This is a genomic window from Porphyromonas sp. COT-108 OH1349 (assembly GCF_000768755.1).
GTDB lineage: Bacteria > Bacteroidota > Bacteroidia > Bacteroidales > Porphyromonadaceae > Porphyromonas_A > Porphyromonas_A canoris.
In genome coordinates this window covers 1-26,184 of the sequence record NZ_JRAH01000013.1, presented here as the reverse complement: position 1 = coordinate 26,184, position 26,184 = coordinate 1, and the positions used below count along the sequence as shown (strand labels likewise).

Annotated in this window: 24 protein-coding genes and 1 tRNA gene; 15 read left to right on the top strand and 10 right to left on the bottom strand. The window is 46.5% G+C overall.

The genetic code is table 11. The features are described from left to right. The first annotated feature begins 1 nt into the window (after position 1). From JT26_RS02115 to JT26_RS02070, 10 genes are all read left to right on the top strand, one after another. On the top strand, positions 2-538 hold the full coding sequence (locus JT26_RS02115; protein WP_036845553.1) for an RsmD family RNA methyltransferase: 537 nt from the start codon (positions 2-4) through the stop codon (positions 536-538). A gap of 20 nt (positions 539-558) precedes the next feature. Next, on the top strand, positions 559-2,019 hold the full coding sequence (gene cls, locus JT26_RS02110; RefSeq protein WP_036845551.1) for a cardiolipin synthase: 1,461 nt from the start codon (positions 559-561) through the stop codon (positions 2,017-2,019). A 12-nt stretch (positions 2,020-2,031) separates the two neighbouring features. Further along, positions 2,032-3,015: a polyprenyl synthetase family protein gene (locus JT26_RS02105; RefSeq protein WP_036791412.1), complete on the top strand. Its 984-nt coding sequence runs from the start codon at positions 2,032-2,034 to the stop codon at positions 3,013-3,015. 397 nt (positions 3,016-3,412) lie between these two features. Beyond that, positions 3,413-4,210 carry a TatD family hydrolase gene (locus JT26_RS02100; RefSeq protein ID WP_036845549.1) on the top strand — a complete coding sequence of 266 codons (798 nt, stop codon included), beginning with the start codon at positions 3,413-3,415 and terminating at the stop codon, positions 4,208-4,210. A 137-nt stretch (positions 4,211-4,347) separates the two neighbouring features. Next, positions 4,348-4,433: transfer RNA gene (locus tag JT26_RS02095), tRNA-Ser, on the top strand. Positions 4,434-4,518: 85 nt separating this feature from the next. Beyond that, a complete protein-coding gene (locus JT26_RS02090; protein WP_036791408.1) occupies positions 4,519-5,322 on the top strand; it encodes a MotA/TolQ/ExbB proton channel family protein in 804 nt (267 codons plus the stop codon). Positions 5,323-5,336: 14 nt separating this feature from the next. Beyond that, a complete protein-coding gene (locus tag JT26_RS02085; protein WP_036791406.1) occupies positions 5,337-5,810 on the top strand; it encodes a hypothetical protein in 474 nt (157 codons plus the stop codon). 23 nt (positions 5,811-5,833) lie between these two features. Beyond that, positions 5,834-6,424: a biopolymer transporter ExbD gene (locus JT26_RS02080; protein ID WP_152565504.1), complete on the top strand. Its 591-nt coding sequence runs from the start codon at positions 5,834-5,836 to the stop codon at positions 6,422-6,424. An 11-nt stretch (positions 6,425-6,435) separates the two neighbouring features. Next, positions 6,436-6,903 (top strand): biopolymer transporter ExbD, encoded by a 468-nt coding sequence (locus JT26_RS02075; RefSeq protein WP_036791401.1) that lies wholly within the window; start codon positions 6,436-6,438, stop codon positions 6,901-6,903. A gap of 1,018 nt (positions 6,904-7,921) precedes the next feature. Beyond that, positions 7,922-8,704, top strand: a complete 783-nt coding sequence (locus JT26_RS02070) for an N-acetyltransferase (RefSeq protein ID WP_036845546.1) — start codon at positions 7,922-7,924, stop codon at positions 8,702-8,704. Between the two features lie 18 nt (positions 8,705-8,722). Here the strand turns inward: JT26_RS02070 and JT26_RS02065 are convergent, their stop codons facing one another. The 8 genes from JT26_RS02065 to JT26_RS02025 form a co-directional block, all read right to left on the bottom strand. Next, the gene (locus tag JT26_RS02065) at positions 8,723-10,438 is read right to left on the bottom strand and encodes a cell wall metabolism sensor histidine kinase WalK (RefSeq protein WP_036845543.1); all 1,716 of its coding nucleotides are present in this window, start codon (positions 10,436-10,438) and stop codon (positions 8,723-8,725) included. Continuing rightward, positions 10,435-11,133, bottom strand: a complete 699-nt coding sequence (locus JT26_RS02060) for a response regulator transcription factor (protein WP_036845540.1) — start codon at positions 11,131-11,133, stop codon at positions 10,435-10,437. The genes JT26_RS02065 and JT26_RS02060 overlap by 4 nt, the downstream gene beginning before the upstream one ends. Positions 11,134-11,191: 58 nt before the next feature. After that, entirely contained in the window at positions 11,192-11,869 is a 678-nt protein-coding gene (phoU, locus tag JT26_RS02055; protein WP_036845537.1) for a phosphate signaling complex protein PhoU, read from the bottom strand. A gap of 20 nt (positions 11,870-11,889) precedes the next feature. Further along, positions 11,890-12,636, bottom strand: a complete 747-nt coding sequence (gene pstB, locus JT26_RS02050; RefSeq protein WP_036845534.1) for a phosphate ABC transporter ATP-binding protein PstB — start codon at positions 12,634-12,636, stop codon at positions 11,890-11,892. Between the two features lie 19 nt (positions 12,637-12,655). Further along, complete coding sequence (pstA, locus tag JT26_RS02045; RefSeq protein WP_036845531.1) at positions 12,656-13,510, bottom strand: phosphate ABC transporter permease PstA; 855 nt, start codon at positions 13,508-13,510, stop codon at positions 12,656-12,658. A 2-nt stretch (positions 13,511-13,512) separates the two neighbouring features. Continuing rightward, on the bottom strand, positions 13,513-14,709 hold the full coding sequence (gene pstC / locus JT26_RS02040) for a phosphate ABC transporter permease subunit PstC (RefSeq protein WP_036792689.1): 1,197 nt from the start codon (positions 14,707-14,709) through the stop codon (positions 13,513-13,515). 40 nt (positions 14,710-14,749) lie between these two features. Continuing rightward, on the bottom strand, positions 14,750-15,565 hold the full coding sequence (locus JT26_RS02035) for a PstS family phosphate ABC transporter substrate-binding protein (RefSeq protein ID WP_036845528.1): 816 nt from the start codon (positions 15,563-15,565) through the stop codon (positions 14,750-14,752). Between the two features lie 482 nt (positions 15,566-16,047). Further along, on the bottom strand, positions 16,048-17,310 hold the full coding sequence (locus tag JT26_RS02025) for a hypothetical protein (RefSeq protein WP_036845522.1): 1,263 nt from the start codon (positions 17,308-17,310) through the stop codon (positions 16,048-16,050). A gap of 365 nt (positions 17,311-17,675) precedes the next feature. Here JT26_RS02025 and JT26_RS02020 point away from each other — a divergent pair, with 365 nt between their 5' ends. The 5 genes from JT26_RS02020 (at position 17,676) to JT26_RS02000 (ending at position 23,851) form a co-directional block, all read left to right on the top strand. Beyond that, positions 17,676-18,947: a replication-associated recombination protein A gene (locus JT26_RS02020; protein ID WP_036846281.1), complete on the top strand. Its 1,272-nt coding sequence runs from the start codon at positions 17,676-17,678 to the stop codon at positions 18,945-18,947. A gap of 56 nt (positions 18,948-19,003) precedes the next feature. Further along, complete coding sequence (serC, locus tag JT26_RS02015) at positions 19,004-20,080, top strand: 3-phosphoserine/phosphohydroxythreonine transaminase (protein ID WP_036791373.1); 1,077 nt, start codon at positions 19,004-19,006, stop codon at positions 20,078-20,080. Between the two features lie 21 nt (positions 20,081-20,101). After that, the gene (locus tag JT26_RS02010; protein WP_036792684.1) at positions 20,102-21,022 is read left to right on the top strand and encodes an NAD(P)-dependent oxidoreductase; all 921 of its coding nucleotides are present in this window, start codon (positions 20,102-20,104) and stop codon (positions 21,020-21,022) included. A 115-nt stretch (positions 21,023-21,137) separates the two neighbouring features. Next, positions 21,138-22,394, top strand: coding sequence for a DUF1015 domain-containing protein (locus tag JT26_RS02005; protein ID WP_036845519.1), 1,257 nt, complete (start codon positions 21,138-21,140; stop codon positions 22,392-22,394). 14 nt (positions 22,395-22,408) lie between these two features. Then, a complete protein-coding gene (locus tag JT26_RS02000; RefSeq protein WP_036791366.1) occupies positions 22,409-23,851 on the top strand; it encodes an aspartate ammonia-lyase in 1,443 nt (480 codons plus the stop codon). Between the two features lie 86 nt (positions 23,852-23,937). On the opposite strand, the gene JT26_RS01995 is transcribed toward JT26_RS02000, so the two are convergent. Further along, positions 23,938-24,174 (bottom strand): hypothetical protein, encoded by a 237-nt coding sequence (locus JT26_RS01995; protein WP_152566962.1) that lies wholly within the window; start codon positions 24,172-24,174, stop codon positions 23,938-23,940. A gap of 459 nt (positions 24,175-24,633) precedes the next feature. Beyond that, the gene (locus tag JT26_RS01990) at positions 24,634-25,638 is read right to left on the bottom strand and encodes a relaxase/mobilization nuclease domain-containing protein (RefSeq protein ID WP_036845512.1); all 1,005 of its coding nucleotides are present in this window, start codon (positions 25,636-25,638) and stop codon (positions 24,634-24,636) included. Between the last annotated feature and the right edge of the window lie 546 nt (positions 25,639-26,184).

Genomic DNA, 26,184 nt, shown 5'->3' with positions numbered 1-26,184 from the left:
CATGAGAATAATACGCGGAAAATATGGCAAACGTCGCTTTGAAGTACCTTCCGGGTTCAAAGCTCGTCCTACAACGGACTTTGCCAAAGAGAATTTGTTCAATGTTCTGGAGAATATCTTCGATTGGGATGGAAAGAGTGTTTTGGATCTCTTTGCAGGTACGGGGAGCATCGGATTGGAATTCCTGTCGAGAGGATGCCGCTCCGTGGTGGCGGTCGAAAAGGATAAGCGACACTATCTCTTCCTTCAGAAGCTCGCCGATACCCTGAAAGACCCTGCGTATCGCCCGATATTATCCGATGCTTTCCGCTTCATCGAGAGCAGAAGAGGGAGTTTCGACATCGTCTTTGCCGATCCACCTTATGCCCTTGACAATATAGAAGAGATACCCGACCTGTTGATAAAGCATGGGATAGTGCACAGCGGGAGTACCATTATTATAGAGCATCCGGGCACAATCTCTTTCTCTTCTCATCCCTGCTTTTACAGCCATAAGGTGTATGGGTCGGTCAATTTCAGCATACTGTTTGTCCCATGAAATAACAGAGTAGAGCGCGTATGAGTTACTTTTTATTTGATACGAATAGTTCGTTGGATCTATTTTGGCAGCTGTTCTATTTCTTTCTGGTTCTCGGCGTCATTCTTGTCATCATCAGCCAAAACCGCCAGCCGTTAAAGGCGGTAAACTGGATTCTTGTGCTTATACTCGTGCCTCCCGTGGGTCTTTTTCTCTACTTCTTTTTTGGGATAGAGTTCAGGGGGAAGCCTCTTATTCCGCTCCGTCGCTTTCAAAGAATAATGTCTATGGACTACCCCGGAAGAGGGGAACTCCCTCCGCAGGTAGAAGTAGACAACGACTCCTACAAAAGTATCTTCTCTATTCCGGAGAAGCAGTTGGGCGTACCTCTCACGACCATCTCGGATATTAAGTTTTTCACTCAGGCAAAAAACAAGTACGAAGCACTTCTGCAGGACATCAAAGAAGCCAGGCACCACATCCATATCCAGTATTACATCATTGTGGATGACAATATCGGGCATCGTCTCAAGGAGGCTCTCATCGCAAAAGCAGCCGAAGGCGTCATGGTGCGAGTCCTTTACGACCACCTCGGAAGCCTTAAAACCAAAAGAGCTTTTTGGAAAGAATTGAAACAGGGAGGCGTGGAAGTGGGAGCGTTCTTACCCGTAGTCTTCCCCTTCTTAACCAATAAAGCCAACTACCGCAACCATAGAAAGATAGTGGTGATAGATGGTAAAACAGGCTATTTCGGGGGAATGAACGTTGCCGACAGATATATACATGGCACAAAATCGGGCGTGTGGAAAGACTCCCATTTCAGGATAGAGGGAGACGGTGTAAAGCTTCTGGAGAATGCTTTCATGGTAGACTGGTACATCGCAACACGGCGACTCCTCCCGAAAAGCATCTACGACACAGAAACACAAACGGACTCATCGGCTTCCGTTCCAAGCATTCCGGCTCTCTTCTTCCCCACTTCTCCCACCGATCAGTGGTTCATCTTGCAACAAGTAATGACAAAAGCACTTCTGACGGCAAAGAGAAGCATACACATCGTAACGCCATATCTCCTTCCTCCGGAGCCTCTCAACAGAGCACTCATAGGAGCGGCTCTTGCCGGCGTAGAGGTAAAGATCCTTATACCGGACATTGCGGATGTACGTTTTGTTACTCCTGCGATGCTCTCCTATACGGAAGAAATGGTCAAGTCTGGCATCAAAATCATGAGATACACAAAGGGTTTCAACCACTCCAAGATTATGGTAATAGACCAAGAGATATGCATCGTCGGGTCTGCCAACCTGGATGCCAGAAGCCTTGAACACAACTTTGAAATAACAGGTATCATATACAACTCCGATCTTGCCTCGTCTCTCGTGGCGGATATGGAGAAAGATATGAAAAATGCCTATAAAGAGCCGCTAAACAGATGGAGCCAACTCTCTATATTCAGAAAGATGTGGTGTTCTGTCTGCAGGCTCATTGCCCCACAACTATAATATTCACTACTTATGACATCTTCAATTTCCCAAATCCCTTTCGAGGAATATCTGCTAAGTCTGATCCCTGAAGAAGAACCTCAAACCCTCTTCCTCCCCATCTCATACACTCTGGAAGTACCCGGAAAACGCATCCGTCCGAGACTTGTACTGCAAGCCTACGAAATGATGGGCGGCAAAAAACCGGACACGGAAGCCTATCCCGTGGCAGCTGCAGTGGAAGTGTTTCACAACTTTACCCTCCTGCACGATGACCTGATGGACGATGCCGCCACACGAAGACACAGACAAACCGTCTGGAAAAAGTGGGATGCCAACACCGCGATCCTCTCCGGAGATGCCATGTTGGTATTGGCATACGAAATCTTAGCCCGCTCTCAAGCATCCGACTTCCGCCGTTTGCAGGAGATGTTTTCCCGGACAGCCAGAGAGGTGTGCATGGGTCAGCAGTACGATATGGACTTTGAGAGAAGAGACGCAACCGAAGTAGGTGTAGACGAATACATGGAGATGATCCGGCTTAAAACATCCGTCCTCTTGGGAGGCGCACTCGGCTTGGGTGCAATAGCCGCCGGAGCATCCGAAGAAGATACCCGGCTTCTTTATCAAATAGGAGTAACCACCGGCCTTGCCTTCCAGCTCCAAGACGACTATCTGGACACTTTCGGAGACGAAGCAACCTTCGGCAAACCGATAGGTGGAGACATCATAGAGCGCAAAAAGACGTTCTTGATGATTCAGACGGCAAAAATCGCAGAGTCGAGAGGAGAAACCAAAGCATGGGAAGCTGCTCTTGCAACCGAAGATAAGAGCAAACGGATAGAGCGTGTAAAGGAATTTTATGTGCGTTATGAGGTAGACAAGCTGATCCGAGACATGATACAAGGGCTCTCCAAGCAGGCAGTCTCTCTCTCCGAAGAGCTTGATGTACCCAACAGAGCACCTCTTGATGAATTGATAAAGATGATCCGATCGCTTTCGGAGAGAAATCACTGATCCTCTTGGAGAGCCTCCGAATGAACACCATCGGGAATCCGTCGAGACAGAGAGAACGACAACGCATTTTCCTCCATAAGCCCGAAACCGGATCTGAACAGGTTCAAATCTTCTTTTTAACCTGTTCAAATCTTCTCTTAAACATAAAAAAATTTTGCAATCAAGACTCGATTTCCCGAAATCGGGCTTTGATTTGCAAAATTCAGCACTTGTTTTTCAGGATTCAAACTTTGAATACAACTTTTTAACCCGTTCGGTGCAGCTTTCATCAACGTTCAGAGCAAAAAATAAACAGGTTCGGCAGATGTCTCAAAGCCTCATCTTTTGAGAAGTAAACAAAAGCCTTATTACCAATGAACACCCTGCACCAAGACTCAGCAAAAGCATAGATATAACAATGCAATCATCTCGCATAATAGATACACACACGCATCTCTACGGAGAAGCATTCAAAGAGGATCTTCCCGATGTCGTAGAACGAGCGATGCGGTCGGGCATCGGCCGGATGCTTCTTCCTAATATAGATAGAAGTTCATTCCCCGAACTCGAAGAGTCTGTAAGGCAGTTCCCGGAAGTTTTACTGCCGATGATGGGTCTTCATCCCACATCTGTGGATGAAAACTACAAAGAAGAGCTGGCATTTGTCCGGGCAGAGCTTCAAGTTCCAACCCTGTCCCGCTACTACGGAGTGGGCGAAGTGGGACTCGATTACTATTGGGATACCACCTTCAAACAGCATCAACAGGAAGCATTTGCCACACAGATCGAATGGGCTAAGGAGTACAACCTGCCCCTCAGTATCCATACCCGAAGTGCGGTGGAAGACGCCATAGATATTTATAAAGAGGCAGGAGAAGGGAGATGCACCGGTGTGTTTCACAGCTTTACCGGAACTGCCGGAGAGCTGAAACGGATAGACAGCAAGACCAATGCCTTTGTCGGAATAAGCGGAGTGGTAACATTCAAAAACTCCGACCTGCGCGACTTTCTCTCTCGCTCCATTCCGCTCGAAAGAGTGGTAATAGAAACGGATGCGCCATATCTTTCTCCCGTTCCGTTCAGAGGCAAACGAAATGAGCCTTCATACTTACATCGGATTATCAGTGAGTTATCAATAATATACCGAAAACCGGAAGCAGAAGTATCCGCACAATTATTGGTCAATTCGGTTAAATTATTTAACTTAGAGACTTGACAACACTGTTTTGATTTGGACTTGTTTAACACTTCCTCTTCAGAAGTGAAAGAAATAATAGCCCAAAATAGTGCGTATGTCAATTAAAAAACATAGATTTGTACTCTGTATGGTGTGAGACATCACACAGATAACAAGGAGAGGTGCTCGAGTGGCTGAAGAGGCACGCCTGGAAAGCGTGTATACGCAAAACGTATCAAGGGTTCGAATCCCTTTCTCTCCGCAAAGGGTTGAATGAGTAAACCCACAGTGAAATAAAGGAATAAACAACAAATAATTTAAATCTCTAATCTAAAAACAAACGCACAATGAAAAGATTTTTAGCTAGTATCGCATTGATGGGTTTCTTTACTCTAGCCCTACCTCAGGTAGTAAGTGCCCAAGATCAAGTAGCACAGGAAACCACTCAAACTGTGGATACTCCAACAGAAGATGCCGCTCCTGCTACTCTTGAAGCAGAAATGGTAGAAGGCGGATTTCACCAAGAGCTTAAGACAAAGTTCATTGAGGGTGGTCCTGCATTTATGTCATTGGTAATCATCACTCTTATCCTCGGTTTGGCATTTGTATTGGAAAGAATCATCTATCTCAATCTTGCCGACACAAACAATGACAAATTCCTTGCAGAGGTTGAATCGGCTCTAGATAAAGGAGATGTAGAAGCAGCTAAAAATATTGCTCGCGACACTCGCGGTCCTGTTGCATCTATTGCATATCAAGCACTTCTTCGTATCGACCAAGGTTTGGACGTAGTAGAACGTTCTATCGTTTCTTACGGTGGTGTACAAGCAGGTCTTTTGGAAAAGAACCTTTCTTGGATCACACTCTTCATCGCAATGGCTCCATCTCTTGGATTCTTGGGTACAGTGGTTGGTATGGTTCAAGCATTCGACGACATCGCTAAGGCCGGCGACATCTCTCCAACAGTTGTAGCTTCCGGTATGAAGATCGCTCTTATCACCACTATCGGTGGTCTTGTAGTAGCTCTTATCCTTCAAGTATTCTACAACTACCTTCTTTCTAAGTTTGAAGGCATTGTAAACAAGATGGAAGATGCTTCTATCCGTATTGTTGACTTCATCGTGAAGTATAACCTAAAGTTTAAGAGATAATATAATAGACCGTCATGGCAGTAACTAAAATAAGAAAAACATCGAGCATAACTCTCCTTGTAGTGGCAGCTATCTCGGTGATAGTCATGGGGCTATTCTACTTCGGTGGATATGTTGACCCTGCGGCTGCCAAACCGGAGCCCGTCTATACCGGAGCTTTGCTGTATTGGACATACGCGTTGGCTATCATTGCCGTGCTTGCAACACTACTATTCGGGTTAGCAGCGTTCTTTAGCAGTTTCAAAAACTCACCCAAGAAAGCAATACGCACAGTAGTTATATTGGTACTCTTTGCAGCGCTATTGGGTATCACTTATGCAGTAGGTAGTGCAGATCCGCTTCCTTTGAGTCAAGACTTCCAACAGTATAACATTCCGACTTGGTTGAAGAGAACCGATATGCTTCTATACTCTACGTATGCACTTATCTGCCTCTCTATCCTCGGAGTATTATTTGGTGCTATCAAGAACCTATTCATAAAGAAGTAAGACGTAACATATAAAGCAGAATAATTATGGCAAAAAGAAAAACTCCCGGAATTAACGGATCTTCTTCCGCCGACATCGCTTTCATGTTACTTATATTCTTCCTGGTAACAACATCTATGGGATCGGATAAAGGGATCTTGCGTTCGCTTCCGCCTGCGCTTCCCCCTGATCAAAAAGATATAGAGTTGGACATCAACAGAAGGAATATGCTTAAAGTATTGGTGAACACAGACGGACGTGTTCTCTGTAACGGTGAAGAGATCGAGCTTAGCCGTTTGGGAGAAAAGGTAAAAGAGTTCGTCCTTAACGTCAATGATGATCCTACTCTTCCTGAAAGAGAAGACAAGGAGATCCCATTGCTTGGCGTTATGAAAGTAACCAAGAGTCATGTGATATCGGTAACTAATAATGTGGACACAAAGTATGCGGACTACATCACTGTTCAGAACATTCTTGTGAGAGCCTATAACGAGTTGCGTGCGGACTTTGCGCGTAACAAGTGGGGCAAGACACTTGAAGAGCTTTCTCCGGAACAGCTTGATGCTCTTGTAGAACTCTATCCACAAAAAATCTCCGAAGCAAATCCGAAAGAGTACGGAGGCAAGAAAAAATAAATATCTAAGTTATGAGTAAATTTCTAAAAGGTGGCGGGCGAGAAATGCCCGAATTGAACACTGCGTCATTGCCTGACTTGGTATTTGCATTCCTATTCTTTATCATGATGGTAACTTCTATCCGTGAAGTAACTATGATGGTTCAGGTGAAGCTACCTGCTGCAACAGAAATAACAAAGTTGGAGAAGAAGTCGCTTGCAACATACATCTACATGGGTAAGCCTATGTCTATGTATCAAGCAAAGTACGGTACTGAAACTCAAATTCAGCTGAATGATGAGTTTGCTTCTCCAAGTGATATCTTCGACTTTATTGCTCAAGAAAAAGCAGCAAAGAACGAAGAGGATGCAGCTCTTATGACGACAGTCTTGAAAACAGACGAGTCTACTAAGATGGGTATCGTAACTGAGGTAAAACAAAAGCTAAGAGAGGCTGATGCGCGTAAGATTATCTACGCAACCGTTCAGCAGACAAAATAGTTCTGAAATATAGAACAAACGATGAGAAGGTCTCAGAGGAATTTCCTTTGAGACCTTCTTATTTTTTATCCCAAAAAGGTTCGGAAAAAGAGAGAAAATGCAGGTCTTACCAGAGGGAGCTTTTATATAAAAATGGAGCCGGCAAAACCGGCTACCGAGAAGGAGAGATTTTGTCCTGTCGTCCATGTCCAGCGATCAGAAAAACTCCTATCCTACTATATATTAAACTATTATGAAATATCGCGAATTTCCGAACTTTTCTCCTCCCGATCGTTTTCATGCCTTGTTTTCGCGTTAATTGGTGTGAATTTTAACACCCCTATCTGTAAATGAATCCTAACTTGTTTTTCAGCCGAAAAATGACAAAAACAGGGCAAAAAGACTCAAAATCCTAAGAATCAACACCATAAGCAAAAATTCTAAACACGTTAATCGAATCCGGTAAACGTGTTTAATGAAATCACTAAACGTGTTCATTGAAAAATTAAACACGTTAAGCCGAAAGAATATGCTCGNAAACACGTTAATCGAATCCGGTAAACGTGTTTAATGAAATCACTAAACGTGTTCATTGAAAAATTAAACACGTTAAGCCGAAAGAATATGCTCGTTTAGCGTTTTGGCTTAACGAGCATCGGAATTTGTGTTAATAAAATGAGGCGAATTTAACAGTTCGGTCGTGCTCTGAAAATGACCCTTCCGATCAAAATAGAGAGAGCGAAAAAAGTGGGCATTTTTCGGGATGGAATATATAAAAACACTCTTTCGAGAGTCCCGAAAAATGGGGTAAAAAAGAGAAAAGATCGTCCACGAAAAATGGTTATCTTTATTGGAGAATATCACTTTTAGAGTTTGGGAAAAGAGTAAATCATATGCGGTAAAATCCGAAATATATTTCCACCTTCTGCAGAACATCATCCCGTGAAGACCTGTTTCGGTCTCGTAAAATCCGAAATATGTTTCCACGTTCTGCAGAGCCGTCCCCTCCTCTCCCAAACAGCATAAATAAATTAAAATAATGGAAGCATCTTACATTACGATCACCAAAGAAAATCTCCCCACCGAACACATCTGTTGCGCGTTTTCCGATAAGAAGTGCGAAGAAGGGTACAGACTGAAAAAGATGTGGCTGGAACAGGAGCTGGAACGAGGCTATATCTTCAGAAAGTTAGACGCCAGAGCCAAAGTGTTTATAGAGTATGTGCCTGCCGAGCAAGCATGGTTACCCGTGAGTGCAGAAAACTACCTCATGGTAAACTGTCTGTGGGTATCGGGGCAGTACAAAGGGCAGGGACACGCCAAAAGACTCCTTCAGTCCGCAATAGATGACGCAAGAAAGCAAGGCAAATACGGATTGGTAACGGTGGTCGGAACTAAAAAGTATCACTTCATGAGCGATACAAAGTGGTTGCTCAAGCAGGGCTTTAAGACCGTGCAGACACTTCCGGAGGGTTTCTCTCTCCTTGTCTTGAAAACAGATGATACCGCTCCCGATCCTTGCTTCAAGGAGTCTGTAAAGAGAGGATTACCGGATGACGAACGCACCGGACTGGTTGCCTATTACAGCAATCGCTGTCCTTTCACCGAGTATTATGTGGCTACGGTATTGGCAGAAGAGGCAAGAAAGGAGGGCATACCGTTGAAAATCGTCAAGCTCGACACCCTTCAAGAAGCACAAGACGCCCCTTCTCCTGCCACCATATTCTCGCTCTATTGGAATGGTAAGTTTGTTACCACAGACATCAGTAGCTGTATGGGAAGCAAGCTGATGAAGATTGTAAGAGCAGCAAAAGAGGAGTAAGCAACTTACGGGAGGGATTTATTTTTGCAGCTGGAAGAGAAACTCCAGTCCGCCTCCTTTTCTGTTCTTCACCGTGATACTTCCTTTGTGAAATGCTATGGCGTTCTTCACGATCGAGAGACCGAGTCCGGAGCCTCCCGTATCTCGTGTTCGCCCCTCCGATATACGGTAAAAACGATCGAAGAGACGAGGAAGATGCTCTTCGTTGGATATGCCGCAGCCATTGTCCGAAAACGAAAAGTAGTAGAAGCGATCGTCCTCATTGTAGAGAGAAATGATAATCGTGGTCTCTTCTCCTGCGTAGTTGATGGCATTATCGGTCAGGTTTCGGAAGATGGAATAGAGGAGATTTCGAGAGCCGTAGACGGAGATTTTTCCCGGCAAAAGCAGCTTCACCGACATTCTTTTCTGCTCCAGAGCAGAAGCCAAATCGCTCTGCAGCCTCTCCAACAAGAGATTGAGATCCACCTCTTCCTGCTTGAAGAGCTGCGGTGCTTCCTCCATTTTGGTGATCAGACTGATGTCCTGAATCAGTTCGGACAGCACCATCGCCTGCCCAAAAGCGCGAGAGATAAAGTAGTGTCTCCTCTCCTCGTTCGGGTTTTGCTCCATTACCGTTTCCAGATAACCCCGAATGCTTGTAACGGGAGTACGCAGTTCGTGAGCGATGTTTGCGGTCATCTCCTGCTTCAATTGCCGTGTCTTCTCCTGTTTGGTTATGTCATTCAGTATCACTTCAAAGCCTTCATCATCAAATCTGTTAAGGCGCAGAGCAAAGCTTTTACCCTGTTTTGAGAGCTTCTGTTCAAAGTAGTTTTCGGAAAGATTCTCATTCAGGAAGCTCTGCATTCCGGCAAACTCCGGAGCCGTAAACAGGATGGATGGTTCGCCCGTAGGTTCATCCGTCAGGATGTTGAGGTATTGGATGAAAAGTCCGTTAAAGAATTGCACTTTCCTGGCAGGGGTAAAAAAGCATATCCCTTCCTTTGAACTGTAAACGTGTTGAAGCAGTCGACTTCGTTCCAAATCTATTATCTCCTTTCTCTCTCTCAGTTGGCGGTAGTTTTCCGTTATCTTACTACCGATCTCTCCAAGTTCATCATCCGGGAAGTTGAGCTTTGGAGCGGCACCTTTATCGCTTTCCGTCATGAAGTCTCTTAGGCGACGGATGGATGCCCCAAAGCGATTACTCACCATATTGACCCCCACAAGGGTAACGACAAAAAGCAGCAACACAAAGTAGAAAAAGGTGTGATCCGCCTGCATGAACTGCTCCACCTCGATGTCGTAAGGCAGTGCCACTCTGATGTATCTATCGCCAAACCTTTTGGCGTAGTAGAGATACTTCCGGCTGTTAGAGGCAGAAGTGCGGAGATCCGTACCTGTTCCTTTCTCTTTTGCCTGCGCTATCTCCGGTCGGGAAAGGTGGTTTGTCAGTGTGGAGAGATCTGTAAAGGAGTTGTCGTAAAAGAGAGTCCCCTCCGAGTCTATCAGGCTGAGACGAATGGTTTGAGGGAAAAGAGCAAGCAGCGAATCGAGCCGGCGAAGATCGCTGTTGCCATCCGCCACAAGGGCTGAATTGACTACTTCCGTGTAGGTACGCAGTCTCTCCTGCATCGCTTCCGTTCTAAACTTCCGGTCTCGTGCCTGCTCAAAGAGAATCACTCCCGCAGAAAAGAGAAGAAAAAGAACGGATATGTAGAAGAACAGACGCTGTTTATAGGTCAGTTTCATAAGACAACTCCGGTATTAAATCGGTATCCATACCCGGAGCGATTCACTATTACGGCACCATATTTTCCCAGCTTCTTTCTCAGCCGGGTGATATGCACATCCACCGTTCGCTCCGTTACGTAAGTCATTTCATGCCATACAGTATCTATGATATCCTCCCTTGAGAAGAGTCTGTCAGGCTTTTGCGCCAATAGAGCCAATATCTCAAACTCCGTCTTGGTTAGCGATACCGCTTCGCCCTCGATAGAGACCTCTTTTGTGGCGAGATCTATTACAAGCCGGTCGAAAGAGAGTTTATTCTTCTGCGTAACCGTCGCTTCCGGTTTCGTCTTGGTGCGTTTGAAGACTGCTTTTATGCGGGCTATCACCTCCTTTATGGAGAATGGCTTGGAGATATAATCATCGCCACCGACAGAAAAACCCGTAAGCATATCGTTCTCCGTATCCTTTGCGGTGAGGAATATGATAGGGATAGGATTGCCTTCGGAGCGTAGCTTCTCTGCCATCTTAAAGCCGGACATCCCTCCCATCATCACATCCAGAAGGATCAGCGAACAGCTCCCGTCGGCGAGCTTTTCCAGAGCCTCCTCTGCCGAGTAAGCGCATTCCACGCCAAAGCCTTCACTTTTGATGTTAAATTCAAGGATGTCGCAGATGTCTCTATCGTCATCCACTACGAGTATTTTCTCTGTCATAAACAACTTTTTTCTCCTTTCAAAGTTAGCCTTTTTCCGCTATACAAACCGGATTGTATCACTCCTCCGAGAATCTTTGACCGCTATGTTTCAGCACCTTTGCATCTACATAGAAAACGAGTTCCTCGACAATATTGCTGCAATGATCGCCTATTCTTTCCATTTTACGTATCAGCAGGAAGAGCTTGAGACCGCAACGGGCAAAGTCGGGTCTTTTCCGAATCTCCTCTGCAAGGCTTTCCAGAGCGTTCTGATAGATAGCATCCACCGCCTCATCCTGAGCAAGGATTTTGCCGGACACCTTCGTATTTTCGGACTCCAGTATCACATAGCTGTCGCTAAGCATTCCGATAAGAATGTCAAACATCTGTTCCACCTGCAGTTCATCCAATATTTTCGGAGCCACATCACTGCAATCATTATCTATGACATGCTTTGCGATACCCACCGCAAAGTCTCCTATGCGTTCGAGAGTATTGCTGATCTTTATCAGAGAGAGTACAAGACGAAGGTCTATGGCGACCGGACTGTAAAGAGCAATATAGTTTTCGCAGTCGCTATCTATCTTCAGGTCGAACGCATCCAACCTTTTCTCCCTGCTCATAACCTCCAGAGCGGTCTCGATATTACTGTTTAAGAATGCCGCTTTAGCCTTTTCAAGCTGCGACAGTGTCAGTCTCCACATCTGCCTCACCTCCTCTTTCAGGGCGAGCATCTCCTGTTCGGTATGTTTCATAGCTGTTATTCTCTTTCTGTTTAACCAAAACGCCCTGTGATATAATTCTGTGTAGCCTGTTCCTTAGGGCTTAGAAACATCTTCTTTGTCTCGCTGTACTCTATCAGCTTGCCCAGCATGAAGAAGCCGGTCATATCGCTTACCCGTGCGGCTTGTTGCATATTATGCGTTACGATCACTATCGTGTACTCTCTCTTCAGAGAGTGTATAAGCTCTTCGATTTTTGAGGTAGAGATAGGGTCCAAAGCCGATGCCGGTTCATCCATAAGCAGGATAGAGGGCGACACCGCCAAGGCTCTTGCGATGCAGAGACGCTGCTGCTGTCCGCCCGATAGCTCCATGGCAGACTTTTTGAGTTTATCCTTCACTTCGTCCCAAAGGGCTGCAGCTCGGAGCGACTCCTCTACACGCTGTTCGATAAACTTCTTATCTCCCATGCTGTTTACCCTCAGCCCATACGCCACATTCTCAAAGATAGACTTCGGAAACGGATTAGGTTTCTGAAATACCATGCCTACATTCTTCCTCAACTCGTCTATGGACAGAGACTTATCGTATATATTCTTCCCATCTATAAGGCATTCGCCGGTGAGGCGAGTATCGTCTATCAGATCGTTCATGCGGTTGAAAAGGCGAAGAAAAGTAGATTTACCACACCCCGAAGGTCCTATAAAAGCGGTTACGGTATTGGATTCCATCTTCATGCTTATCCCTTTAAGGGCATGGAAGTCTCCGTAGAAAAAGTCTATGTTTTTTGCTTCAATCATCGTTATTGTCTTGTTTCTTTTAGTTGGTTTTTACTTTTGCCCCGAAATGTTTTCTCAAGAAAGAGGCAAGGAGATTCATGCACACCACTATCGCTATAAGCACCAAAGCCGTACCATAAGCTATCGGGCGAGAAGCCTCAAGGTCTGTACCGCTCGTTGCTATCACATACAGGTGGTACGGCAGTGCCATGACCTGATCGAATATCCCGGTCGGGAGCTTGGGAAGAAAGTACGCAGCCACCGTAAAAAGTATGGGCGCAGTCTCTCCCGACACCCTTCCGATAGAGAGGATAAGACCGGTAGATATATTGGGAAATGCAGCCGGAAGCACAATCTTCCATATCGTTTGGAGTTTGCTTGCCCCTAAAGCAAGGCTACCGGTGCGATAAGAGTGCGGAACAGCCTTGAGTGCCTCTTCCGTAGTGCGGATAACCAAAGGCAGTACCAGCAGTCCGAGCGTAAGCGATCCTGCCAAAATGGAGTCTCCGAAACCGAGAGTGTTCACGAACAGAGACATTCCGAACAGACCGAATACGATGGAAGGAATACTGCTAAGGTTATTGGTCATGATCCGGATGAACTTCACCACCATTCCGTTTCCGGCATACTCCGTTGTATATATCGCAGACATCACACCGAGAGGAAAGGAGAAAATCATGCTCCCGACCACCAAACAGAGTGTCCCCACTATCGCCGGGAAGATGCCCCCTTCGGTCATACCCTCGGCAGGAGCAGTGGTCAGAAACTCCCAGCTTATCACTCCCAGTCCGTTGTAAACAAGAAAGCCGAGAATCCAAAATAGGGTGAAGACCACCAGCAATCCCAACAGTCTGAATATCAAAAAAGCTATACGCTCCGTATGTTTCTTATCCATTCTCATACGCTTTTATGTTGTTTCTTGGATATTACTTCGGCTGCCACACTGATAATCATGGTGATGACAAACAGAATAGAGCCTAACAAAAAGAGCGACCGGTAGTGTGCCCCTCCGGCAGGCGCTTCTCCCAGCTCTGCCGCAATGGTTGCCGGAATAGTTCGTACCGACTCCAACAGAGAGGCAGGCATTACCGCCGCATTGCCCGTAACCATCAGTACCGCCATGGTTTCTCCTATTGCGCGTCCGATACCAAGCACCACCGCAGCGGAGATCCCCGATACAGAGTAAGGCACCACCACTTTGTAGATGGTCTGCCAGCGGGTTGCCCCAAGAGCAAGACTCGCTTCACGCATCGCTCCGGGGGTGTTTCGCAGAGCATCTTCCGCCACTGTGATGATGGTCGGAAGCGCCATAATGGCAAGGATGATGCTTCCCGTAAGCGCGGTTTCTCCCACCGGAAGATTGAGCGTATCCTGTACAATGGGAACGAGAACCACCAATCCGAAGAAGCCATATACTACGGAAGGGATCCCGGCAAGCAGCTCTATGGTCGGCTTCATAAGCTTTCGCACTCGTTCTCCTGCCAGCTCCGAAAGGTAGATAGCCACACCAAGTCCGAGAGGCAGAGCTATAAGAATAGCCACGATACTGACGAGCAACGTTCCCAACAAAAGCGGTAGCACACCGAACAGAGGCGCAGGAGTTGCCGTAGGCATCCACTCTTTTCGGCCAAAGAAATCGGATAGAGAGATGTTCTTATAGGGTAGAGCTTTAACCTCCGACACGTTTACGGGAGCATATTTTTCGGGAAGAAAAGCTATGATATTGGGGTTCTCACGGATCACTTGAGCCAGTTTGTCTGGAAGATGTTCGTAGTTTTCGCCCAGCTCTTCATCGGAATAGAGCGAAAATATTTCGTCAAATCTGAAGATCATAATCTCTTCGTCCCTACCGCCCAACTCTGCCCAGGAGACCACTTCGGAGTCGAAAATATTCTTTATGTCCGTTACGGAAAGATCCTTTACGCCGTTGGACGAGTGAAGATAAAGCGCATACCCTTTCTCCACAGAGGGCGAGGAGAACAGCCCCAACCCCTCTTTGAAGAGAAAGACCACTATCAGCACAATAGCGATGCTTGTGATAGCACTGCTAAAAGCCAGTATTGTCTCTGTTACTTTCTCAAAAAATCGTCTCAGTTGCTTCATATTCATGCTGTAAGCTATACGATCTTGCCTCTTATTTTACGGGGATGAAGCCCACTTCGGATACGATCTTCTGTCCATCGGCAGAGAGCACATAGTCCACAAAAGGTTTCAATGCCGTGGTAGACTTCGCTTCGTAATAGTAGTAGAGCGGACGCACCACTGGGTAAGACTTGTTCTTGGCATTCGCTACCGTGGGAGCGGTGAATGTCTTGCCCTTGTCGTAGGAGATCCGAACCGGCTTTACATCCTTGTTCAGATAAGCCAACCCGATGTAGCCGATAGCTCCTTTGGTCTGGCTTACAGACTGTACGATGGCTCCCGTAGCGGGCATACTCATGATGCCGTTCATGTAGTTTTTGTTTTTCAGAACGCTCTCTTTGAAAAACTCATAAGTACCGGAGGATGTCTCACGAGAGTATGGCACGATCTTCAGATCTTCTCCGCCGACCTCTTTCCAGTTTTTAATCTTTCCGGTAAATATCCCTTCGAGCTGTTCACGAGTGAGCCTGTCTACCCTGTTGCCCGGATGAACAACCACCGCAAGCGCATCATAAGCGATAATTACCTCCTTTGCACTCTTACCCCCTTCTTGAAGTTTTTGTTTTTCATCAAACTTAATCCTGCGTGATGCTTGTGCTATCTCCGTAGTACCGGCAAGAAGAGCGGATATACCCACACCGCTACCTCCACCGGTTACAGATATTGTGGCAGATCTGTTTTGCTTCATATATTGTTCCGCTATCTTTTGGGATAGGGGAAGTACCGTGTCCGATCCTTTTACTCGTTGAGCATTGGCACTCCATGAAAACGCTAAAAGCGCAAGAGATGCTAAGATTGTTTTTTTCATGTCTCTCTGTTTTTTGAATTTGTATATATATCACTGTTTCCACTGCAAAACTACCGAACGGATGTTACGCACCATCTGCCTTTCTGTTACATTTTGGTTAAGCCGTTCGGAGTGAAGTAAAGAGAAAAAAACGGAAGCCGTTCGGCTGTGGTTAAAAGACCGATCACAAACAGATTTGAACCGGTTTATATCTTCTCCTAAACAGATTAAAAAGTCGCTTTGAACGTTTATGATATTCCAAATCGGGGCTTGATTTGCAAAAACCGAGCCTTGATTTCCACACCTCAAAGCGTGATTTCTGCACGGCAAGCCTTGAAAGATGTTTCCGAAGCCGTTTGGAGAAAGATGTGAACGGGATGAACAAAACTTATAAAGAGGTTTACACCAAGTTTCAGAAGAGGGAATAAAAAACATCGGCAGCATACGGAATGTATGCTGCCGATGTTCGAGCATGAAACCGAGAGTCGTAAGACCCTCAGGTATCAAAACCTATATTGCAGTCTGAGCGTAAAGACGTTGTCTTTTCTATCCTTTTCGTATCCGGCGAGGGCACTGCTCACTTCGTTGCTCACCATATCGTAGTGAGCCTGCATACGGATATTGCCGGTGATCTTCCAAAGCAGACCGGCTCCAAAGGTGGTGTAAGCAAGATCTGCCCGACTGCTGTTACCTTTTCCTATTTCGTTGCCGGAGATTCGGGTGTTAGGGTCATACCATTCGTACTTTAACACAGCCGACAGAGGCAATGAACCAAAATCCTGTACCAGCACGGCGTATCCGCCCCTGAATGTTCTAATGAATGTGTCGTGGCTTGGAAGTGTCGAGGCGTTGGGACTTTGCGAGCTTAACGCCGATCCCGGCTGTGTTCCCATGAGATACTCTGCACGCAAATGCGTCATCCCGAGTGGAGAAAGCAGGAGAAACTGACCATCCACACCATAATATTCGCGCTTGGCAAATCTGCCTTTGTTAGCGTTGTTTTGATTCAGCTCAAAAGCTCCATTCTTAAAGGTGTACACCTTATCCGTTCCTTGATAAACACCTCCATTGTAGTAGGATACCCCTAATCCCACACGGAGGTTATCGCCTAAATCTTTCGTCATGGAGAGGTGTCCGATAAAGTCTTTTCGGCTATCCGTCTCCTGCTTAAGACCATTCCCGGCAAAAAGTCCGGCGTCCAACTTCAAGAAACTAAGCGGAGAACCCTTCGGAGCTTGCAGGGTAAGCATGGCTCCCAAATCTCGTCCGTCCGGGAAGAGAGTATTGAATATCAGCGAACGTTCCGGGGACTCTCTCCTTGCGGAAGAGTATCCGATCTCATCCCCAAACGGACGGTCGAAAACCCCGAAGCGCAACGAGCTGCTCTTCATCCAAGGATCTTTGAGATTGAGATAAGCATCCTTGACCCCGACACCCTTTTCCGTAATATCGAGCTGAAATACTGAAGAGGTAAGCCCGGTATCGTATGCAAACTTGATGCGACCGCGACGTATTCCGATGCGATCGAATGTATCTTCTTTCTGTTCGTTTTTGGCTCCCACTTTTAGAGCGGCATCTTTCTCTCCGTGTTGCCATTGGGTCTGTACATATCCTGTTACTTTCAGCTTCTTCAAAAGTGTAAGAGCTTCTTCCTGCTCCTGCATCTTTTGTTCGACTTTCGCTATGCGAGACTGCTCCGTTTCTTGCTGCGCCATACTCACGGAGTATAGAGACAAACAGGCAAGTAAAATAGAAATCTTTTTCATCTTAGTTATTGGTTTTATTTTTCCTCGATCACGTCGCAAAGTTAGGGCAATGAAATTAAAAAGTCTCTAAGATATGGTTACAAAAATGTTAATCCTGAAAGAGATAGCTGTATAACCACAGGACTTTTTCGCAAAGCTGTTCCGTGTCTCTGTTTTTTATTCTAAAAGCGGTTGCAAAACGGATAAAAGAGAGCGTGAAAACGGGAACAAAAAAGGGGTGTTTCGGGGTCTGTCTTCTCCTTATCAATTCCTCTGTATTAGCTGTGTTACGAAGAGGCTTCGAGACAAAAAAGCGCAAAATGAAACAAAATTTGGGCATTATCAAAATAACCCCTATATTCGTACTACCTAAAGACGAAGACCACATGACAAATGCCCCCTTGGCGGAGCGACTCCGTCCAAAAAACCTGCAAGACTACGTCGGTCAGAAGCATCTTGTAGCCCCGGGATCTCCTATAAAAGAGATGTTGGAGGCGCGTTGTCTTCGTTCATTTATTTTGTGGGGACCTCCCGGAGTGGGTAAGACAACCTTGGCTAATATTGTTGCAAACGAATTGGGGCTGCCTTTCTACACACTCAGTGCAACCTCTTCAGGCGTGAAGGATGTACGGGAGGTGGTAGAGCGTGCGCGTCAGAGCGGAGGCCTTTTTTCCAAAGGCACTCCCATACTGTTCATAGATGAGATACACCGCTTCAGCAAAAGCCAGCAAGACTCCCTGCTCCATGCGGTGGAGACCGGTGTGATCACACTTATCGGAGCCACTACCGAGAATCCTTCGTTTGAAGTGATAAGACCTCTGCTGAGCAGATGCAGGGTGTTTGTCATGGAACCTCTTGGTAAAGAGGACATGGATGCTCTCATAGATATAGCCATCACCAAGGATAAGGAGATGGCAAAACACACTTTCGATATACGGGAAAGGGATGCCCTGCACACCTATGCCGCCGGAGACGGACGGAAGCTCTTGAATATTCTGGAGCTTTTTACTACCATGCCGGGGATGAAAGAGGATGAGGTCATCGTCATAGACAATAACCGCGTTACCTCTTATCTGCAACAGAATCCAGCAGCCTACGATAAGGGAGGAGAGCTGCACTACGACATTATCTCCGCATACATCAAAAGCATCAGAGGGAGTGCTCCGAATGCTGCTCTCTACTGGCTTGCACGGATGATAGAAGGGGGTGAAGATCCTCGCTTTATAGCTCGCAGACTGGTGATTGCAGCCGCTGAAGATATAGGATTGGCGAATCCGAACGCTCTGCTCATAGCACAGTCGGCTTTTGATGCAGTGGAAAGGATAGGATGGCCCGAAGGTAGAATCCCTCTGGCAGAAGCGACCATATATCTTGCGACAAGCCCCAAAAGCAACAGCGCATACGTTGCAATAGACAATGCCTTGGAGTATGTTCGCACACATGAACCGCATCCGGTGCCGATGCATCTGAGGAATGCCCCCACGGCTCTGATGAAAGAGATAGGGTATGGTAAGGGTTATCACTATCCGCATGCCTATGAGGGAGGATTTCATAAAGACAGCTATGCTCCGCCCGAAGTGGAACAAGCCGGACCTTTTTGGACACCGGGATCTAATGCTAATGAGCAACGTCTCGTGGCTCAACAACCCACTAACTGAGATCTGACAGAGAAAACAATAATTCATTTACAAACTTATAACACAAACAAAACGTTATGAAAATTCACAACTTTTCAGCAGGTCCTTCTATCTTGAACGAGAAGGTGATTGAGAATGCAGCAGAAGCAGTAAGATCTTTTGCAGACACAGGTTTGTCTCTTATCGAGGTATCTCACCGTGGCAAACAGTTTACTGCCGTAATAGAAGAGTGCCGCAAGCTGTTCCTTGAACTTATCGAAGCTCCGGCAGGATACGATGTAGTATTCCTTGGTGGCGGTGCAAGCTTGCAGTTCTACATGGCTCCTCTCAACTTCTTGAAGACAAAGGCTGCTTATATCGATACAGGTACATGGGCAAGCAACGCCATCAAGGAAGCAAAACTTGTGGGCGATGTCGAAGTGCTTGCAAGCTCTAAGGCCGATACTTATACTTGGTACCCTGAACTTGGTAAGGACTACACCGTACCTTCTGACGTAGATTACTTCCACGTTACTTCCAACAATACTATCTACGGTACACAGCTACACAAAGACCTTGATGTAAATGTACCTCTTATTGCGGATATGTCTTCCGACATCTTCTCTCGTCCGGTGGATGTGTCTAAGTATGACCTTATCTATGGTGGTGCTCAAAAGAATCTTGCTCCTGCAGGTGTAACATTCGCAGTGGTTAAGCTTGATGCTCTTGGCAAGGTGGACAGACCTCTTCCTACAATGCTTAACTATAAGACTCACGTGGACAAAGAGTCTATGTTCAATACTCCTCCTGTATTCCCTATCTATGTTGCTCTTCAAACCCTTAAGTGGTACAAAGAAATGGGTGGAGTGAAAGGAATGCAAAAGATGTGCGAAGAAAAAGCAGCCGTTCTGTACAATGCGATAGACAGCTCCAAGATCTTCCGCGGCACTGTAAGAGAATGCGACAGATCGCTTATGAACGTTTGCTTCGTGATGAAGGACGAATACAAAGAGCTTGAAGCAGAATTCCAAAAGTTTGCAACTGAAAGAGGTATGTCCGGTATCAAGGGACACCGCTCTGTGGGAGGCTTCCGTGCTTCTCTTTACAATGCTCTTCCTCTTGAAAGTGTGAAGGCTCTCGTGGATGCCATGAAGGCTTTTGAAGCTAAAATCTAACCCATCAAAATGGATAAAGCAATGAATAAAGTACTTATTGCAACAGAAAAACCTTTTGCAGCAGCTGCAAGAGACCGTATCGTAGGTATCCTTAAAGAGAATGGTTTGGAGCCTGTTGTACTGGAAAAGTATGCCTCAAAGCAAGAACTCTTAAACGCAGTGAAAGATGTTGCTGCTATCATCATCCGCAGTGATGTCATAGATAGCGAAGTGATGGATGCTGCACCAAACTTGAAGACAGTGGTACGTGCAGGTGCCGGATTCGATAACGTAGACTGTGCAGCGGCAACAGAACGCAACATCTGCGTGATGAATACTCCGGGACAAAACTCCAACGCTGTGGCTGAGCTTGTAATGGGTATGATGGTGTACGCTGTTCGTAACAAGTTCAACGGTGCATCGGGTACAGAGCTTATGGGCAAGACTCTCGGTATACATGCTTATGGCAATGTGGGTCGTAACGTTGCTCGTATAGCTAAAGGCTTTGGCATGGAGATCTCTGCTTTCGATGCTTTCTGTCCGAAAGAAGTGATAGAGAAAGATGGCATAAAAGCTTTGGACTCTGCCGCAGATCTATATAAGAACTGTCAAGTGGTATCTCTTCACATCCCTGCAACAGCCGAGACAAAGAAGAGCATCAACTATGATCTTCTTAAGAGTATGCCTAAGAATGCCATGCTTGTGAACAGCGCACGTAAAGAGGTGATCCACGAAGAAGATCTTCTAAAGATCCTTGCCGAGCGTCCGGACTTCAAGTACATCACAGACATCTGCCCGGATCGTCACGAAGAGTTCATGAAGTTTGAAAGCCAATACTTCACAACACCTAAAAAGATGGGTGCACAAACAGCAGAGGCCAATAACAATGCCGGTATAGCTGCAGCGAACCAAATCGTGAAGTTCCTCGCTACGGGAGAAGCTCCATTCAGAGTGAACAAGTAAGATTATATCCTATATCTTACGGTACATATATTATAAAGAGAAGAGATAGAAGCGACCCCATGGTGGCTTCTATCTCTCCCCGTTAAAGCAAACAATACAAAAACATCAAGATATTATGGCAAGAATAAGACCTTTCAAAGGCATCAGACCTCCAAAATCAATGGTCGAAGAAGTGGTATCTCGCCCTTACGACGTACTCAATAGCGATGAAGCGCGTGCAGAAGCTGCCGGTAACGAAAAGTCTCTTTACCGCATCATCCGTCCGGAGATAGACTTCCCTATCGGTACAGACGAGCATGAAGAGAAAGTCTACAACAAAGCCGCTGAAAACTTCAACCTGTTCCAAAAGAACGGATGGCTTGTGAAAGATGAAAAGCCTATGTACTACATCTACGCTCAAACGATGAACGGTAAGACTCAATATGGCTTTGTCGTTGGTGCACACGTAGACGACTATATGAGCGGTAAGATCAAAAAGCACGAGCTTACCCGCAAAGACAAAGAAGAAGACCGCATGAAGCACGTAAGAGTAAACAACGCGAACATCGAGCCGGTATTCTTCACCTTCCCCGATAATGCGGAGCTTCAAGCGATATTGGACAAGTACTCCGCCAAGACACCGGAGTATGATTTCGTGGCAAGCCTTGACGGATTCGGACACCACTTCTGGATCGTGGACGATGCGAAAGACATCGAGACCATCACAGAAGCATTTGCGAAGATGCCTGCCCTTTACATCGCAGACGGACACCACAGATCGGCAGCGGCTGCACTTGTGGGAGCAGAAAAGGCTAAGCAGAACCCGAACCACACAGGAGACGAAGAGTACAACTTCTTCATGGCGGTCTGCTTCCCGGCTTCTCACCTTACCATCATCGACTATAACCGTGTGGTAAAAGACCTCAACGGCCTCACTCCGGAGCAGTTCCTCGCAAAGATTGGCGAACACTTCGTTGTGGAAGAGAAAGGCACAGAGATCTACAAGCCTGCCGCACTGCACAACTTCTCCATGTACTTGGGAGGAAAGTGGTACTCGCTTACTGCAAAGCCCGGCACATATAACGACAACGATCCCATCGGTGTGCTCGATGTTACGATCTCTTCCGACCTTATTCTGAGAGACATTCTTGGTATAGACGACCTCCGCACCAGCAAGAGGATAGACTTCGTGGGCGGTATCCGCGGACTCGGAGAGCTGAAAAAACGCGTAGACAGCGGCGAGATGGTAGTGGCTCTTGCGCTCTATCCCGTATCCATGCAGCAGCTCATAGACATTGCGGACACCGGCAACATCATGCCTCCGAAGACTACGTGGTTCGAGCCGAAGCTCCGTTCCGGACTTGTTATACACTCTTTGGAAGAAGAACAATAAGGGAGGGATTCATCATGGCTGATACAAAGAAAACCAGAATAGAGTCCGACCTTTTAGGCTCAAGAGAGATCGAAGAGAAACACCTCTACGGTGTACAGACACTCCGTGCGATAGAAAACTTCAACATCTCCACCTTCCGTCTCAACGAGACACCCGACCTCCTCAAAGGTCTTGCCTACACAAAGATGGGAGCTGCCATGGCAAATGTCAAGCAAGGCATCATCACCCAGCAGCAGTTTGACGCCATCATGCAGGCGTGCAGAGAGATCCTCGACGGCAAGCACACCGAAGCCTTCCCCATAGACATGATACAGGGAGGAGCCGGCACATCTACCAACATGAACGCCAATGAGGTGATAGCCAACAGAGCATTGGAAATCATGGGACACCGCAGAGGAGAGTACAAATACTGCTCTCCCAACGACCACGTCAACGCCTCCCAAAGCACCAATGATGCTTTCCCCACCGCCATTCACCTCGGCATCTACTCCATGCACCTCCGCCTCATCGAGCACCTCAAAAGCTACATAGCCTCCTTGCAAGAGAAGAGCCGTGAGTTTGCCGACGTGCTCAAGATGGGACGCACCCAGCTTGAAGATGCCGTGCCGATGACGATGGGACAAACCTTCGGCGGCTTTGCATCCATCCTCGAAGAAGAGATCGCCAACCTCGACCATGCGGCCGGACAGCTCCTCACCGTCAATATGGGAGCAACGGCGATAGGAACGGGTATCTGTTCCGAGCCGGGCTATGCCGAGCTGTGCGTCGAAGCCCTTCGCGAGATCACCGGATGGGACATAAAGCTTGCACACCACTTGGTAGGTGCCACCTCCGACACCTCGCACATCATCGGCTACTCGCAAGCGATGAAACGCCTTGCCGTCAAGCTCAGCAAGATAGCCAACGACATCCGCCTGATGGGATCCGGTCCTCGTTGCGGACTTGGCGAACTCGATGTCCCCGCACGCCAGCCCGGCTCCTCCATCATGCCCGGCAAGGTGAACCCCGTCATACCCGAAGTGATGTCGCAGATCTGCTACAAAGTGATCGGCAACGACGTCTGCGTAACCATGGCAGGGGAAGCCGCCCAGCTCGAGCTGAATGCGATGGAACCCGTCATGGCACAATGCGCCTTCGAGAGCGGGCACTACCTCATGCGGGGGATGGACACCATGCGCGACTTCTGCATCAGAGACATGAAAGCCAACCGCGAAAAGTGTCTCGCTCACATCCACAACAGCATGGGCATCGTTACCGCACTCAACCCGATCATAGGCTACAAAAACTCCACCAAGATTGCCAAGAAAGCAGCCGAAACGGGTCGTGGCGTCTACGAGCTTGTGCTCGAAATGGGCATCCTCACCAAAGAAGATCTTGACACGATCCTTGCTCCGGAAAACATGATCAAGCCGGTGAAGCTGGACATCAAGCCGCTCAAAGATCTTCCCGAAGCCTGACATCCTCACCGCTTTATGACATCCGATGGCAGCCTGCACCTCCAAGTGCAGGCTGCCATTTTCATATCTCCGCAACGCCAAGCCACCTACCCCACTTGCGGCAACCCAAGCGGTCTCCTCCCGACCCTTTTCGGGGAAAATTTCCGTCCGCATGAAATTTTATTTCCTTTCGCACAAAAATTTTCTCTTTTTCGGACAAAAATTCCCTCTTTTTCGCACAAAAATTTTCTCCTTTTCGGACAAAAATCTCCTTTCTTTGGTACAGAAAGATTTTTTTGTGCGCAGACAAAAATATGCTCTTTAGCATAAAAAATATTTTTCATGATGATAAAAAATTATTTTTTCACTCACAAAAATATGTTTTTGCGCCTATAAAGCCGCGACTCTTATGCTAAAGAAAATACTTTTTCTGTGTACGCAGATATTTTTCTGTCCGCACACAGATATTTTTCTGTCCGCACGCAAATATTTTTTCTTGGCCACAAAAATTTTTTTTCTTGGCCACGAAATTTTTTTTCCTTACCTACGAAAATTTTTTTCCTTACCTACGAAAATATTTTTTCTTACCGAAAAATTGAGATAGAACTATCTTATTGAAGAATAGTGTGTTACCGACGAGAGAGCAGTAGATAGGTAACGATTTGGCAATGAGCGAGGTGCTTTTTGTTGCTCGGGTTTGTACTAACAAAGAACGCTCACTTTATCTTCAACAAAGATACTCTTTTGCGTGAGAAAGAGAGCGTTCCGTCATGACTTTCTTTTGGGAAGGGAAGTCTCTGTTCCTACATTCCTCGTCCCCGTTTCTTTTTCTTGTTAGCTTCGTGGCGCAGTCTTCGCTGAAAAGCGGTCTCAGCATAATCCTCTCCATGGACTTGGAAATCCAGCGCACTGCCAACTCCTGATGCAATCCCTTCTGCAACATCTACCACGCTTTCAACAAGGCTTGGTTCAAGGCTTGGTACTGGTTGTAGCTTTTCTTCCTGTACAACTTCTTTCGGCTGATAAATCGGAACTGAAGAGTGATAGGGAGTGGCATAGGAGAGTCCGAATTGTTTCAACAGTGAGTTGTATCCGAACTCTCGTCCTATCTCCGAAGCCTTGAAAGTCTGCCCCTCAAAAAGAAACTTCAGACCATATATTCCCCCTTTCTTGTTTATCATCTGTTCAACGGTTACTCCTTGTCGTCTCAATTCATATCGAAAGGAAGCGTAGCCATTCAGTCCGCCATTTGCATACTTTCCCAACAGTCCGTAAGCCATTGTACGCAGTTTATCCTTGCTCGCCTCCCGTGTCTGATTGGCTTTCGGCTTTTGATACCGTTTCTCTGCCCGTATCTTATTGGCAATGATTAGACCGTGCTTGCGACTCAACTCTTCCGCGACTCGTGCAGCCCGATTGCTCACAAAGGTCGTATCATAGACAACTCTATCCATACTGATTCGATTGGCGATGATATGAATGTGCAGATTGTCCGTATCCTTGTGCGTAACGGCAACAACTTGATGCCTTTCCAATCCCATGATTTGTATAAATTCAGACACCAGATGTCGGAGCTTCACAGCGTTCATCTTTGCCTCATCTGCGGGCGCAATGCCGATTTCAATTCTCAAGAACTTATTGCGACAACGACTATTGTAATCACTCAATAAACACATCTCTTCGTATATCCCTCGTGGTGTGTCTGAACAAAGCTCTTGAAACAAGAGCCTGTTCTTGAGTTTCGCTTCCTTGAAAATATAGTCCAAGGCTACCTTACCATGTGCTATGGCTTTGCACTTAGCGATCATTGCGCTCTATCTTTAAGATGTCATACACCTCGTCTACAACTCGATGGCGAGGATTATAAAACCGCTTAAAAGCCTCCAACGAGACGAGCGAAAGATTCTTGGTCATCACTACCCAAGAGGCATCCTTCGTCTTAATCAAGTTGGAAATATGAGTAAAGAAATGGGAGATGCGTTGCAAAATCCGAACAGCTTCCTGTTCGTTTGCCTCCAACTTCGGGATGGCGATGACCTCTCCCGTCAGAAGCATCTCACGAGAGAATTCGGATAGTTTCTTTCCCGATTGCTCTGCACGCTTTTGTATCTTTCGTTGTTCCTCTTCAGANATGACCTCTCCCGTCAGAAGCATCTCACGAGAGAATTCGGATAGTTTCTTTCCCGATTGCTCTGCACGCTTTTGTATCTTTCGTTGTTCCTCTTCAGAACAACGTATCCGAAGAATGCGGGTCTTATTATTTCCCTTGTTTCTTCTCTCTTTATCTGTTTTTGGTTTCATCTTAACTTGCTTATTAAGGCATCCCAGCCGATGAGAACGAAGTGATTACGGCT

Excerpts from the sequence above, each read along its gene's own strand:
- JT26_RS02025 (WP_036845522.1), bottom strand. The coding sequence starts at position 17,310 with ATGAAAAAGATTTCTATTTTACTTGCCTGTTTGTCTCTATACTCCGTG.
- JT26_RS02020 (WP_036846281.1), top strand. The coding sequence starts at position 17,676 with ATGACAAATGCCCCCTTGGCGGAGCGACTCCGTCCAAAAAACCTGCAA.
- JT26_RS02070 (WP_036845546.1), top strand. The coding sequence starts at position 7,922 with ATGGAAGCATCTTACATTACGATCACCAAAGAAAATCTCCCCACCGAA.
- JT26_RS02005 (WP_036845519.1), top strand. The coding sequence starts at position 21,138 with ATGGCAAGAATAAGACCTTTCAAAGGCATCAGACCTCCAAAATCAATG.
- phoU (WP_036845537.1), bottom strand. The coding sequence starts at position 11,869 with ATGAAACATACCGAACAGGAGATGCTCGCCCTGAAAGAGGAGGTGAGG.
- JT26_RS02075 (WP_036791401.1), top strand. The coding sequence starts at position 6,436 with ATGAGTAAATTTCTAAAAGGTGGCGGGCGAGAAATGCCCGAATTGAAC.
- JT26_RS02105 (WP_036791412.1), top strand. The coding sequence starts at position 2,032 with ATGACATCTTCAATTTCCCAAATCCCTTTCGAGGAATATCTGCTAAGT.
- JT26_RS01995 (WP_152566962.1), bottom strand. The coding sequence starts at position 24,174 with ATGAAAAATATTTTTTATGCTAAAGAGCATATTTTTGTCTGCGCACAA.
- JT26_RS02085 (WP_036791406.1), top strand. The coding sequence starts at position 5,337 with ATGGCAGTAACTAAAATAAGAAAAACATCGAGCATAACTCTCCTTGTA.
- JT26_RS02090 (WP_036791408.1), top strand. The coding sequence starts at position 4,519 with ATGAAAAGATTTTTAGCTAGTATCGCATTGATGGGTTTCTTTACTCTA.
- serC (WP_036791373.1), top strand. The coding sequence starts at position 19,004 with ATGAAAATTCACAACTTTTCAGCAGGTCCTTCTATCTTGAACGAGAAG.
- JT26_RS01990 (WP_036845512.1), bottom strand. The coding sequence starts at position 25,638 with ATGATCGCTAAGTGCAAAGCCATAGCACATGGTAAGGTAGCCTTGGAC.
- JT26_RS02010 (WP_036792684.1), top strand. The coding sequence starts at position 20,102 with ATGAATAAAGTACTTATTGCAACAGAAAAACCTTTTGCAGCAGCTGCA.
- JT26_RS02115 (WP_036845553.1), top strand. The coding sequence starts at position 2 with ATGAGAATAATACGCGGAAAATATGGCAAACGTCGCTTTGAAGTACCT.
- JT26_RS02060 (WP_036845540.1), bottom strand. The coding sequence starts at position 11,133 with ATGACAGAGAAAATACTCGTAGTGGATGACGATAGAGACATCTGCGAC.
- JT26_RS02065 (WP_036845543.1), bottom strand. The coding sequence starts at position 10,438 with ATGAAACTGACCTATAAACAGCGTCTGTTCTTCTACATATCCGTTCTT.
- cls (WP_036845551.1), top strand. The coding sequence starts at position 559 with ATGAGTTACTTTTTATTTGATACGAATAGTTCGTTGGATCTATTTTGG.
- JT26_RS02035 (WP_036845528.1), bottom strand. The coding sequence starts at position 15,565 with ATGAAAAAAACAATCTTAGCATCTCTTGCGCTTTTAGCGTTTTCATGG.
- JT26_RS02000 (WP_036791366.1), top strand. The coding sequence starts at position 22,409 with ATGGCTGATACAAAGAAAACCAGAATAGAGTCCGACCTTTTAGGCTCA.
- pstA (WP_036845531.1), bottom strand. The coding sequence starts at position 13,510 with ATGGATAAGAAACATACGGAGCGTATAGCTTTTTTGATATTCAGACTG.
- pstB (WP_036845534.1), bottom strand. The coding sequence starts at position 12,636 with ATGATTGAAGCAAAAAACATAGACTTTTTCTACGGAGACTTCCATGCC.
- JT26_RS02100 (WP_036845549.1), top strand. The coding sequence starts at position 3,413 with ATGCAATCATCTCGCATAATAGATACACACACGCATCTCTACGGAGAA.